At 71.9% G+C, this 12,129-nt stretch carries 11 protein-coding genes; 3 read left to right on the top strand and 8 right to left on the bottom strand.

The window, feature by feature from the left end:
* Together GRC12_RS34575 and GRC12_RS34570 are read right to left on the bottom strand one after the other, a co-directional pair.
* Window positions 1-1,289 (bottom strand): ATP-binding protein (locus tag GRC12_RS34575; protein ID WP_208783839.1); only part of this gene is annotated, 1,289 nt, incomplete at its 3' end.
* Window positions 1,290-1,386: 97 nt separating this feature from the next.
* Window positions 1,387-2,064: a response regulator transcription factor gene (locus GRC12_RS34570; protein ID WP_207929870.1), complete on the bottom strand. Its 678-nt coding sequence runs from the start codon at window positions 2,062-2,064 to the stop codon at window positions 1,387-1,389.
* A 293-nt stretch (window positions 2,065-2,357) separates the two neighbouring features.
* On the opposite strand from GRC12_RS34570, the gene GRC12_RS34565 reads away from it, so the two are divergent.
* Complete coding sequence (locus GRC12_RS34565; protein ID WP_208783836.1) at window positions 2,358-3,854, top strand: oligopeptide:H+ symporter; 1,497 nt, start codon at window positions 2,358-2,360, stop codon at window positions 3,852-3,854.
* Window positions 3,855-3,921: 67 nt separating this feature from the next.
* On the opposite strand, the gene GRC12_RS34560 is transcribed toward GRC12_RS34565, so the two are convergent.
* The 6 genes from GRC12_RS34560 to GRC12_RS34535 all read right to left on the bottom strand — a co-directional run bounded on the left by GRC12_RS34560 (window position 3,922) and on the right by GRC12_RS34535 (window position 9,259).
* Entirely contained in the window at window positions 3,922-5,238 is a 1,317-nt protein-coding gene (locus GRC12_RS34560; protein ID WP_439959923.1) for a hypothetical protein, read from the bottom strand.
* Entirely contained in the window at window positions 5,235-6,323 is a 1,089-nt protein-coding gene (locus GRC12_RS34555) for a hypothetical protein (protein ID WP_208783834.1), read from the bottom strand. The genes GRC12_RS34560 and GRC12_RS34555 overlap by 4 nt, the downstream gene beginning before the upstream one ends.
* Entirely contained in the window at window positions 6,320-7,144 is an 825-nt protein-coding gene (locus GRC12_RS34550) for a hypothetical protein (protein ID WP_208783832.1), read from the bottom strand. Before GRC12_RS34550 ends, GRC12_RS34555 begins: the two co-directional genes overlap by 4 nt.
* A 43-nt stretch (window positions 7,145-7,187) precedes the next feature.
* Window positions 7,188-7,874 carry an LPXTG cell wall anchor domain-containing protein gene (locus tag GRC12_RS34545; RefSeq protein ID WP_208783830.1) on the bottom strand — a complete coding sequence of 229 codons (687 nt, stop codon included), beginning with the start codon at window positions 7,872-7,874 and terminating at the stop codon, window positions 7,188-7,190.
* A 226-nt stretch (window positions 7,875-8,100) separates the two neighbouring features.
* Window positions 8,101-8,655 carry an ATP-binding protein gene (locus GRC12_RS34540; protein ID WP_208783828.1) on the bottom strand — a complete coding sequence of 185 codons (555 nt, stop codon included), beginning with the start codon at window positions 8,653-8,655 and terminating at the stop codon, window positions 8,101-8,103.
* Between the two features lie 226 nt (window positions 8,656-8,881).
* Entirely contained in the window at window positions 8,882-9,259 is a 378-nt protein-coding gene (locus GRC12_RS34535; protein ID WP_208783826.1) for an STAS domain-containing protein, read from the bottom strand.
* A 239-nt stretch (window positions 9,260-9,498) separates the two neighbouring features.
* On the opposite strand from GRC12_RS34535, the gene GRC12_RS34530 reads away from it, so the two are divergent.
* Complete coding sequence (locus GRC12_RS34530; RefSeq protein ID WP_208783824.1) at window positions 9,499-10,425, top strand: RNA polymerase sigma factor SigF; 927 nt, start codon at window positions 9,499-9,501, stop codon at window positions 10,423-10,425.
* Window positions 10,426-10,628: 203 nt separating this feature from the next.
* Window positions 10,629-12,129: ricin-type beta-trefoil lectin domain protein (locus tag GRC12_RS34525; protein ID WP_208783822.1), on the top strand; the 1,501-nt coding region annotated here is incomplete at its 3' end.

Raw genomic sequence — 12,129 nt, 5'->3', positions numbered from 1 at the left:
CACCTGACCGTCGGCTCCTCGTCCTCCGGGTGGGGGCGTTTCAGTGGGGGGGTGCGGGAGAGGAACAGGCCGAAGACCGGGGGCTTCGTCTGGAGCATCTCCAGGCGGCCGCCGTCCGCCTCCGCCAGGTCGCGGGCCACCGCGAGCCCGATGCCCGTGGAGTTGCGGCCGCTGATGGTCCGCTCGAAGATCCGCGCCCCGAGGTCGGCCGGCACGCCGGGTCCCTCGTCGGTGACCTCCACGACGGCCTGGTTGCCGGTGACGCGGGTGCGCAGCGCCACCGTGCCGCCGCCGTGCATGAGCGAGTTCTCGATCAGCGCCGCCAGCACCTGGGCGACGGCACCCGGGGTGCCCACCGCCTGCAGATGCCGCTTGCCGGAGCTGACGATGGCCCGCCCCGCGCTGCGGTAGGCGGGCCGCCACTCGGCGAGCTGCTGCTGGATGACCTCGTCGAGGTCGAAGGAGACGGCGTTGCCGGCGCGCGGGTCACGGGAGTTGGTGAGGAGACGTTCCACCACGTCCGTCAGCCGCTCCACCTGGGTGAGCGCCACGTTGGCCTCCTCCTTCACGGTGTCCGGGTCATCCGTGAGGGTGATCTCCTCCAGCCGCATCGACAGCGCGGTCAACGGCGTACGGAGCTGGTGGGAGGCGTCGGCGGCCAGCCGCCGCTCGGCGGTGAGCATCCGGGCGATGCGCTCGGCGGAGGAGTCCAGCACATCGGCGACCCGGTCCAGCTCGGGGACGCCGTACCGCTTGTGGCGGGGCCGCGGGTCGCCGGATCCGAGGCGTTCCGCGGTCTCGGCGAGGTCGGTGAGCGGGGAGGCGAGCCGGTTGGCCTGCCGGATGGCGAGCAGGACGGCGGCCACCACCGCGAGCAGCGCGACCAGACCGATGATCAGCAGGGTCCGGCCGACCTCGCGGCTGACGGTCGAGCGGGGCTCCTCGATGACGACCGTCTCGCCCTCCTCGCCCTTGGCGTGCCCGCGGATGACCTCACCCTCGGGCTTGGTGCCGAGGGTGAAGGCGGGCTGCCCCGGGATGTGCACGATGGCGTACCGCTCGCCCGTGACCTGGCTCTTGAGCACGCCCGGGCTGACGGTCCCGGTCCCGGGCCCGGCCCCGCTCAGCCGGCTGTCCACGATGCTGGCCAGCCGCTGCGCCTCGGAACTCACCCGTTCCTGGGCGCTGCTGCTGATGGTCCGCGTCTCGACGATCACCAGGGAGACCCCGAAGACGGCGATGACCACCAGCACGACAGCGAGGGTGGACTGAATCAGACGACGACGCACGGGGCCCTCCGAGCAGCGGTTTTATGCGGACCAGTGTGCCTCGGGGCGCCTGCGACGCGCGTAGTCCCTCCAGCTCTTCCCGGCTCGACCCGGATTCCTAGCTCTTCTCGAAGCGGAAGCCGACGCCCCGCACCGTGGCGATGTACCGCGGGTTCGCCGCGTCGTCGCCGAGCTTCTTGCGCAGCCAGGAGATGTGCATGTCGAGCGTCTTCGTCGACGACCACCAGGTGGTGTCCCAGACCTCGCGCATCAGCTGGTCGCGGGTGACGACCCGGCCCGCGTCCCGAACGAGCACCCGCAGCAGGTCGAACTCCTTGGCGGTGAGCTGGAGTTCCTCCTCGCCCATCCAGGCCCGGTGCGACTCGACGTCGATCCGCACCCCGTGCGTGGCGGGCGGCTGCGCCGGCTCGGCCGCGCCGCGCCGCAGCAGGGCCCGCACCCGGGCGAGCAGCTCGGCGAGGCGGAACGGCTTGGTGACGTAGTCGTCGGCGCCCGCGTCGAGGCCGACGACGGTGTCCACCTCGTCGGCCCGCGCGGTCAGGATGAGGATCGGCACGGTGTGGCCTTCGGCGCGCAGCCGGCGGGCGACCTCGAGGCCGTCCATGCCGGGCAGCCCGAGGTCCAGCACGACGAGGTCGCAGCCGCCCTGCATTCCGGCGTCCAGTGCCGTGGGGCCGTCCTCGCGGACCTCGACCTCGTAACCTTCCCGGCGCAGGGCGCGGGCCAGCGGCTCCGAGATGGACGCGTCGTCCTCGGCGAGCAGTACACGGGTCATGAGCTGATGGTAGTCCGCTCCTGACCTGTGCTGGGGTGTGATCGGCACGCGGGCTTCTTACCTTTGACCGCTTCGAGGCGAACCTGTGACTACATGGTGCGATCAGGTAGGGACCTTGGAAAGAGGGTGTACGGTTCCTCGATCACCTGTGATCCGCGTCTCAAGTCCTTCCATATCCGGCAGTGTCCTGCCGTATGGTGAAAGAACGCCTGTAGCACTGCGGGGACCTTTGGCGCACTTGACGCCGAAGGTCCTCTTTGTGTGCGGTAAACCCCCACCAGCAAGGATCAACCATGGCGTCCAGCCTGACGAAGGACTCGGTCCGCCCGGGCACCCCCGGCTCCGGGAAGACCTTCTTCGGCCACCCCCGCGGTCTGGCCACCCTCTTCATGACGGAGATGTGGGAGCGATTCTCCTACTACGGCATGAAGGCCCTGCTCCCGCTGTACCTGGTCGCCCCGGGCGGCCTGCACCTGAGCGCGGCCACCGCGACCGCGATCTACTCGGTGTACCTGTCGCTCGTGTACCTGCTCGCCCTGCCGGGCGGCTGGTTCGCGGACCGGGTCCTGGGTCCCCGCAAGACGGTCGCCGTGGCGGGCGCGGTCATCATGCTCGGCCATCTCACCCTCGCCCTGCCGAACGCCGGCACCTTCTACGCGGGCCTCGGTCTCGTCGCGATCGGCTCCGGTCTGCTGAAGGCCAACATCTCCACGATGGTCGGCCACCTCTACGACGGCCCGGACGACCCGCGCCGCGACGGTGGCTTCACGGTCTTCTACATCGGCATCAACCTGGGCGCCTTCGCCGCGCCGCTGGTCATCGGCACCGTCGGAGAGAACGTCAACTGGCACCTCGGCTTCGCGCTGGCCGCGCTCGGCATGGCGCTGGGTCTGGCCCAGTTCCTGCTCGGCAGCCGGCACCTGGACGCCCGCTCGGACGTCGTGCCCACCCCGATGTCCGCCGCCGAGAAGGCGGCCACGCTGCGCAAGTCGGCGCTGTGGGCGGCCGTGGCGGTCGTCTTCTACGCGGTCGTCGGCTTCTCCGGCCACTACACGCTGAACTGGCTGCTGGTGCCGATCACGCTCGCCGGTCTGATCATCCCGGTGATGGTCATCGCCCGGATCAAGCGGGACCGCGAGCTGGACCGGACCGAGCAGTCGAAGATGAGCGCCTACATCTGGTTCTTCGTCGCCGCCGCCGTCTTCTGGATGATCTACGACCAGGGTGGCTCGACGGTCTCGCTGTTCGCCGAGGCGTCCGCGAAGAACACGGTCTTCGGCTGGGAGTTCCCGGTCTCCTGGTACCAGTCGGTCAACCCGGTCATGATCATGGCGCTCGCGCCGGTCTTCGCCTGGGCGTGGCTGGCGCTCGCCCGGCGCGGCAAGGAGCCGAGCACCGCGGTGAAGTTCGCGATGGGCCTGGTGCTGATCGGGGCGTCGTTCTTCCTGTTCCTGGCCCCGCTGGCGATCGCCGACGGCGGTCACAAGGCGGCCGCGCTGTGGCTGGTCGGCATCTACTTCGTGCAGACCGTCGGTGAGCTGACGCTGTCGCCGGTGGGCCTGTCGGTGACGACGAAGATGGCGCCGGCGAAGTACGCCTCGCAGATGATGGGCGTGTGGTTCCTGGCGGTCACGGCCGGCGACGCGACGACCGGTCTGCTGTCCATCGCCGGGGTCGACCTCAACAGGACGGGGATCGTGGCGCTGGAGGCCGTGCTCGCGGTCGTCGCCGGCGCGGCGGTGTGGATGTACCGCCGGAAGGTCCGCGAACTCATGGGCGACGTGCACTGACCGTCGTCCGGCCAAGGGCCCGCAGCGCCTCGTCGAGGTGCGGCGGGCCCTTCCGTATGACGGGGGATTACCTGGTCCGCCGCCCCGGCATGAAGGTGAAGACGCCGGCTCCCAGCAGGACCGCCGTGCCGGCCACCAGGCCGAGCGCCTTCAGGGCGCCGTGGTCACTGGAGCCCGTCGCCGCGAGGCCGCCGCTCGACGAACCGCCGGCCGAGGTGCCTCCGGAGGTGGAGGAGCCGCCCGAGGCCCCGCTGGCCTGCTGGGTGGTGTCCAGGGTCAGCGAGACGGCCGTGGTGTCGGGCTTGCAGGTCGTCGTCGTACCCAGGGCGCTGATGGTCAGCACGCCCGGGGAGAGGGTCGAGGAGCCGCTCGCCCCCGGCTTGTAGGTGCCGGTGAGGTCGGGGATCTCGATGGGGTCGCCGGTCTTGATGTCCGAGGCGTTGGTCGGGCCCTCCACATGCACGGTGCCCTTGTCAGCGCCGCCCAGGACGACCTCCATCGACGGCTTCACCGAGCCCTTGGGGATGTCGGCCGGGCTGTCCATCACCGACTTCTTGAACTGCACGGTGAGGCCGAAACTGCCGCCGTCCTTCTTGGCGTTGATCTGGATGGGCGAGGTCGCCTTCTTCGTGCCGAGGGGCGACTGGCAGGTGTAGGGGATGTCGACCTCCTTGCCGGTGAAGTCGGTCTGGCCGCTGCCGGTGCCGTCACTGGGGGAGGCCGAGGCGCTCGCCGTGTCGGAGGGGGACGCCGACGCCGACGGGGACGAGGACTGCGTGGCCGTGTCCGTCGGGGTCGGTGTCGTGCTCGACGTGCCGCCGTCGCCCGGTGACACCTCGATGGTCGCCGCCTTCGGCACGGTCACGGTCGGCGTGCACTTGGTGTCCGTCGACATCGCGTTGACCGTGTACGCGTCCGGCGTCAGCGTGACCTCCCCCGCCGTGGTCAGTTTCAGCGAGCCCGTCATGTCGGACAGCACCATGGCGCCGCCCTTGGGGATCGCCGGGTTCTTCCGCGGTCCCTGCAGGGCGATGTCGGCGGTCTGCGCGCCGGCCGCCTTCAGCACGCCCGACGGCTGCACGGAGTCGGCGGGCAGGTCGATGATGTCCGGGTTCTTCGAGGCCGCCTGGACGAACTTCCACACCACGTTCACGGTGTCGCCCACCTTGGCCGTGGCCGGCGCGGTGATCTCGACCTTCGAGGTGCCGTCGACGGGGGTGATGCCGGCCGGCGGGACACAGTGCGTCGCGTACGACACCTCCGCCGCCTGCGCGGTTCCCGCGGCCAGCCCCAGCAGGGCGCCCGCGCCGCCGAGCACCAGGGCGGCCCCCGCCGCGCCGAGCCTCCCTCTGCCGGCCGCTGTGACTCTCCTTCGCTGTCTCACGTGGGTCCCTTCCTGGTGGGAGTCGTCGGACTCGTCGGACTGTCGTCGTGCGGTGCGGAGAGCCGACCGGTCGCCGTGCCCGGATCGGAGTCCGGGGTGAACCACGGCAGGGTCGAAGTCGGGGCGGGCTGCGGCCGGGCGGCCCGGTGGGCGGTGAACCTCGGTACGCGCAGGGCCAGTTCGGGCATCCGCAGGCCTCGGTGGCGCAGGCCGCCGGCCCGGCGCGGGCGTACCCGGTCCACGATCGCCATGCCGGCGCGGAAGACCGCGGCCGGCACGACCAGGCAGACCAGGATCCAGAACAGGGTCACGCCCCAGGGCCGGCCGACGCCCCAGGGCTGCTCGGCGAGGACCTTGCCCTCGTACTTCAGCGAGACCGTGTAGTCGCCGTGCGCGCCGGCGGTGAGCTCCACGGGCAGTTCGATCCGCGCCTTCTTGCCGGAGGCGATCGTGCCGCGCCATTCCTGGTCGTCCCACTGCGGCGCGAAGACGCCGTGCGAGGTGCCGACCTGGAAGACGGGGTTCCTGATCGGTGACGTGCCCGCGTTGCCGACTGTGAAGACCAGGGTGCGGGTGGCCGGAGCGCCGAACCAGGTGAGCAGGCCGCTGGAGCCGTCGAGCCGGGTGTCGGTGAGCATCGACAGACGGCCGCCGGTCTGCTCCGCGGGCAGTGGCTCCACCGCGTGCCCGGCCACCTGGAAGACCGCGTCGGCCTGCGCCTTGGCGCCCTCCACGGTCGCCACGTGCACCACGCACGGGCACGGCACCGGCGGCTCGGACACCGGCATCTTCTTGCTGAAGCCGCCCTTGTTGTCGGTGGTCACGGCCCTGCCGTCGGCGTTGGCGCAGGAGTTGGTGCCGCCGACGACGCCCCGCGCGGGCGTGGCCTGTCCGCAGACGAGCATCATCAGCAGCGCGTGCGGCCGCCAGCCGCTGCCGCTGACGGTGATCGAACCGCCGGCGCCGGCCTGGGTCTTGGAGACCTTCACGGTGGGTCCGTCGGCCGTCGCCGTGCCCGCCGTCAGCGGCAGCAGGAGCAGCGCGAGCACCGCCACCAGCGCCGTGGTCCGCAGCTTGCCGTTCACGTCACCGCTCCCGTCAACTCGACTTCCGCCCGCGGGGGTTCCGGCTCGGGGTCGGTCGTACGCCGCCTGCGACGCCGTACGAGAAGCAGCGCGCCGCCCGCCGCCGGCGCCGCCAAGGTCCCAGTCACCGCGCCCCAGGGCACGAACCGCGCCGACCCGCTCGCCGTGTCGTGCGCGCCGCCCGCCGCGGTCACCGTCAGCCGTACGTCCACCGCGTCCAGGGCGGGCCGGTCGCGCCAGGGCTCGGTGAGCCGCAGGCGGCGGCCCGGCGCGAGGTGTACCGGCAGGGTGCGCGGGGCCCGGTCCAGGACCGTGCCGAGGACTCCGTCGGCGTGCACGGCGAGGCGCGGGACGAGGGTGGTCGTACCGCGGTTGACCAGGTCGTACGTGATGCGGTCGGGGTGCACCGAGACGTGCTCGACGGTCAGCGCGGACAGCGCCGGCCCACCGACCCGGAGGTGCAGCGGCACGGAGTGGGAGCGGCCGGCGGTGTCGCGGGCGACGATCTCGCCGGTGCCGTCGCCGCGGGCGCTCACCGTGAAGGGCACGTCGGCGCGGGTGCGGGCCGGCACCCTGACCCGGCTCGCCGCGAAGGTGACCGTCGCGCCGGTGCCGCTCAGCCGTACGGTGACCGCCCGCCCGCTCCGGTTCACCACGGACACGGTGTCCTGCAGCACGGCCCCGGGGGCGCCCTCGGCGTAGAAGGCGGGCCGCCCGCCCCCGGCGGGCACGAGCGACCAGCCGCCGGCGGCGAGGGCCGGGGGCGCGGCGGCCATCACCAGCAGCAGGGACACGAACAGGGCACGTGCGGCGGACGACATCCGGCGGCTCCAGCAGTCGTACTCGGTGCGGTCGTACGGCGGTTCAGCGGCGGGCCGTCTGGTTCCTCCGGGTGATCCACAGCGCGCCCGCCGCTCCGGCGAGGAGGACGGTGCCGCCGAGGGTGCCCAGGGCGATCGCGGAGTCGTCGGGACCGGTCTGCGGGAGCGAACCGCCGGAGTCCGTGCCGGTCGCGCCGGTCCCGCCCGAGGAGCCGCCGCCCGCGGCCGTGACGTCGAGGGTCAGCGCGGGCTGAGGGTTGTTGGACGGTTTGCAGGTCGTCTTCGTACCCAGGGCCGTGATCGTGAGCACGCCCGGGGTGAAGGTGACCTTGCCGGTCTTCTTCGGCGTGTACGTCCCCGTCAGGTCATTGATCTTGATGGGGGTGTTGGCCGGTATGGCGGCCGCGTTGGCGGGCCCGGTGACGGTCACGCTGCCGCTGTCGGCGCCGCCCACCGTGATGAGGGCGCTCGGGTTGACCGCTCCCTTGCCCAGCTCCACCGGGCTGGAGGAGACGCCCTTCTGCCAGGACATGGTCAGCTTGTAGCCGCTGCCGCTCTTGACGCTCTTGATGTCGATGGGCGAGACGGCGCTCTTGGGCCCGATCGGCGTCTGGCACTGGTAGTTGACGTCCACGACCTCGGCTCGGGCCAGGGGGGCGGCGAGCAGCACCGCCGAGCCGGCCAGGGCCGCGACGGACGCGAACGCGGCGGTTCGATTCCGGTACGACACGGTTTCCGCTCCCTCTTCGAGTTCCTGACGGCACATCAGATGGGCCGTCAAGGTACGCCCGGGCTCGTGAGGAGGGAAGAGAAGGTACGCGCCGGAGTTGTGGGGATCCGGCGCGCGGGAAAGGGGGTTCGAGTGGAGATCCGCCCCTGGGGCTAACCCTCGGTAACCCCAGGGCGGGGCACCTGCGGGGGCGGCGGCTCTCTCGGCCGGCGCGGGCGGGTACTGATTACGCGGGTGCGCCCAGCTCCGCCCAGACCGTCTTGCCGGCCACTCCCGGGGTCCGTACGACCCCCCAGTCCAGGCACAGCCGCTGCACGATGAACATGCCGTGGCCGCCGGGGCGGCCGGCGCGGTGCGGGGTGCGGGGGGACGGCTGGCCGGTGCCCTTGTCCGCGACCTCCAGCCGGATCACCTTGTTGTCGCAGGCCAGGCGCAGCTCGTCCGGGCCCTCGGCGTGCAGACAGGCGTTGGTGACCAGCTCGGAGACGACCAGCAGGACGTCCTCGGCGGCGGCCCGCCGGTCGGCCGTGTCGGCGGGCAGCCAGCCCCAGGCGTACAGCGCCTGGCGGGTGAAGTCACGGGCGAGCGGGACGACCCCGCTCTCGCCGTCGAAGTTCAGCCTGCGGACCTGGCGCCCCCCGGGCGGCGCGGCCGGCGCGGACGAGGCGACGGCGTCCCCTCCGGACACCCCGGTCGCCGGCCCGTCCCCACCGGACGTCCCGGAAGCGCCGCTGGGCTCCGGGCCGCGGTCGCCCGGCGAGTAGGGCCGGGTGGTGCTCATCAGCGCTTCACCTCACCGATTCACCAGTTCACAATTCAAAAGTCTGTACGTAGCTCACCGGCGGTCGCGCCGACGTGCGCGCCGACCGGTCCAGGATGTCTCCTGCCCGACCGAACCGGCAGAACACCCCCTGATTCGGCACGGAAGCCGTGACGCCCGGAAAGTGCCGGTCACCCAGGAGTGAACGGGGCACACCTCCGGCCGGACGGCCGGTTCCGGGCCCCACTCAGCCGGTTTCGCCGGCCAGAGCGGCCTCGAGGGTGTCATGGACGCTGAAGACCGCGTCCGCCCCGGTGATCTCGAAGACCCGGGCCACCACCGGCAGCATCGCGGCCAGGTGCACTCCGCCCCCGGCGGCCTCCGCCTTCAGGCGGGCCCCGAGCAGCACGTTGAGCCCGGTGGAGTCACAGAACTCCAGCCGTGAGCAGTCCACGACCAGCCGGCTGAATCCCTTGTCGAGGCAGTCCTCGAGCGGCTCACGCAACAAATCGGCCGTATGGTGATCCAACTCACCGGCCGGGGTCACGACGGCACTGGAGCCCTCTTCCCTGACCTCCACCAGTAGCCGGCCAGACTGTGCGCTGCCGACCGTCCCGCGGTCCATGCCGTCTCTCTCTCCCGACGTCGAGGCTGCTGACTGACGCCCTCGAACACTACGCCTTCTCCACACTCTCCGACACCCGAACAACCACCCGCAAACGGACATAACCGCACGTAGCGCACTTGCGGCGGGCGTCGTTGAGCGGGTAGGGCTAGTAGAGATACGTAACCGACACGGCCGGCTTTGGAGGCGCCGCACACCGCAGTGCACGGACTGGCTTCGGCAGCCATATGCCGAGAACGATGGAGGACATCATGTCACCCCGGCTCGACGCATCGCATACCCAGCAGGCGACGTCGACACCCCCTCCGGAACATCTGGATCCCATCGAGACCATCGATCACGATGACAGCGGCGAGGACCTGCTCGCCGGTCTTCCGGAGATTCCCCCCTACGACGAGGTGGGGCCCGTCGACGCGCGAGCCCTGTCCAAGACCCTCTTCGAGCGGCTGGAGTCCCTCGAGGAAGGGACGTACGAATACTCGTACGTCCGCAACACCCTGGTCGAGCTCAATCTCGCGCTCGTCAAGTTCGCCGCCTCCCGCTTCCGCTCCCGCAGCGAGCCGATGGAGGACATCATCCAGGTCGGCACCATCGGCCTGATCAAAGCCATCGACCGCTTCGAACTCTCACGCGGCGTGGAGTTCCCGACTTTCGCGATGCCAACCATCGTCGGCGAGATCAAGCGCTTCTTCCGCGACACCTCGTGGTCGGTGCGCGTCCCGCGCCGGCTGCAGGAGCTGCGGCTCGACCTGGCGAAGGCCGGTGACGAGCTGGCCCAGAAGCTGGACCGGGCGCCCACCGTGGCGGAGCTGGCCGAGCGACTGGGTCTGACCCGGGACGAGGTCGTGGAGGGCATGGCCGCCTCCAACGCGTACACCGCCTCCTCGCTGGACGCCCAGCCGGAGGAGGACGACGCCGAGGGCGCGCTCGCCGACCGGATCGGCTACGAGGACCACGGGATCGAGGGCATCGAGTACGTCGAGTCCCTCAAGCCGCTGATCGCCGAACTCCCCGCCCGGGACCGGCAGATCCTCTCGCTGCGCTTCGTGGCCGGCCTGACCCAGTCGGAGATCGGGGAGGAGCTCGGCATCTCGCAGATGCATGTGTCCCGGCTGCTGTCGCGGACGCTGGTGCGGTTGCGCAAGGGGCTGACGATCGAGGAATGAGGGTCCCGCAGGACGGGCGGGTCCGGGACCTGTTGCCGCCTTCGTGAGTGCGGTGCGCCGACGGGTGCGCCGCACCAGGCGTTTCTCCGGTTACCCCCAGGAACCCCTTTCCGCAGGTTCCCTTCCGCCACTATGGTCACCCCCCAAACTGGCCGGTTAGTCAGGACCGGCCACGCGGGGGCGAGGGGCCGAGGAGGCGGTGGATGGCTCGGGCCGGCGGGACCGACAAGGATGTCGAGACCGGGGAACGCGCTCATACGGGGGCGTCCGACGCACGGCTGACCGAGCTGCTGCGCGCCGACACCGCGAGCGCCTTCCAGGCGCTGCAGGAGCTGCGGGCCCGGCACCGTCCGCGGGTGCTGCGCTACGCCCGGCTGTGCACCACGAGCGAGTCGGCGGCCCGTCAGCTGGCGGCGCAGGCGTTCACCGTGGCCGCCCGGGAGACGGCCCGCGGCATCGACCCGGGCGGGCCCTGGCGCCACCAGCTGCTGCTGCTGACCTCCCGGCTGGCGGCGGACTGGGCGACGGACGACCGGGCGGGCGGCCTGGACGCCGGGCTCCTGCTGGTCCTCAACACGGCGGGTCCCGGCGGACCGGTACCGCCGATGCTGGCCGCCTTCCAGGGCCTGCCGTCCCGGACGCAGGGCCTGGTCTGGTACCGCGTGGTGGAGGAGCAGCCGGCGGCCGCGACGGCGGAGTTCCTCGGCATCACCCCCGAGGACGTGGCCTACGGCACCGACCCGGCGCTCCAGCAGCTGGCCCAGACCTGTCTGCGCGCCCGGCTTGCGGCCTCCGACGACCCCCAGTGCGCCGACTTCCGGCGGCTGATCGAGGAGTCGGTACGGCCGGACAGTCCCCGCGACAGCGCCGACCTGCACGCCCACATGGCCCACTGCGCCCACTGCACGGCCGCCCACGAGGAGCTGTCGGCGCTGCGCGACTCCCCGCGCACCGCGCTGGCGGAGGGGCTGCTGCCGTGGGCGGGCACGGCGTACGCGACCGACGAGGACGCGCCCCGCCGCCCGGGCCGCCGCGCCGCCTCGCCTCCCTGGCCCCGGTCCCGGCGCTACCTGCTGGCCTCGGCCGCCCTGGGCGTGGCCCTCGCGCCGCTGCTGGTCTTCCTGCTCACCCGCGGTTCGCCCTCGGCGCCCGCCCGGCAGTCGGCGGGGGCGGTGGGCACCCCGACGACCGCGCCGCACGTCACGGTGACGGCGACGGTCTCGACCACTCCATCGGTGTCGGCTTCGCCGAGCGCCAAGTCCCCCTCCCCCACGAAGAGTTCATCACCGTCGGCGTCACCGAAGCCGACCTCCTCCCCCACCCATGCCCCGAACGGCACCTACGCCCAGGTGGTGAACGTCTCCACGGGCCGCTGCCTGGACATCCTCGACGGCGACCTGTCCAACGGCACCGACGTGGTGACGGCACCCTGCTCCGGGTCCACCACCCAGCGCTGGCGGGTCGACACCGCCCGCGGGGTGGTGCAGTCGTACGCCGACTCCGGCCTCTGCCTGGACAGCCGGGGCGACGTGGACAAGGGCCTCGGCATCTGGGACTGCGACTCGGTCGACGGCGACCACGGCGACAACCTCCGCTTCACCGTCGACTCGGACGGCGTGATCCGCCCGGCCATCGCCATCGAGACGGGCCTCACCCCGGCCGGCGGGGACGGGGTGTCCCTGGAACCGCTGAACGGGGGTGCGG

This window comes from Streptomyces griseorubiginosus, assembly GCF_017614965.1.
GTDB classification, from domain to species: Bacteria; Actinomycetota; Actinomycetes; order Streptomycetales; family Streptomycetaceae; genus Streptomyces; species Streptomyces griseorubiginosus_B.
The sequence above is the reverse complement of the archived record's forward strand: the minus strand, read 5'-3'. Positions and strand labels throughout refer to the sequence as shown.

Excerpts from the sequence above, each read along its gene's own strand:
- GRC12_RS34530 (WP_208783824.1), top strand. The coding sequence starts at position 9,499 with ATGGAGGACATCATGTCACCCCGGCTCGACGCATCGCATACCCAGCAG.
- GRC12_RS34565 (WP_208783836.1), top strand. The coding sequence starts at position 2,358 with ATGGCGTCCAGCCTGACGAAGGACTCGGTCCGCCCGGGCACCCCCGGC.
- GRC12_RS34540 (WP_208783828.1), bottom strand. The coding sequence starts at position 8,655 with ATGAGCACCACCCGGCCCTACTCGCCGGGCGACCGCGGCCCGGAGCCC.
- GRC12_RS34550 (WP_208783832.1), bottom strand. The coding sequence starts at position 7,144 with ATGTCGTCCGCCGCACGTGCCCTGTTCGTGTCCCTGCTGCTGGTGATG.
- GRC12_RS34535 (WP_208783826.1), bottom strand. The coding sequence starts at position 9,259 with ATGGACCGCGGGACGGTCGGCAGCGCACAGTCTGGCCGGCTACTGGTG.
- GRC12_RS34570 (WP_207929870.1), bottom strand. The coding sequence starts at position 2,064 with ATGACCCGTGTACTGCTCGCCGAGGACGACGCGTCCATCTCGGAGCCG.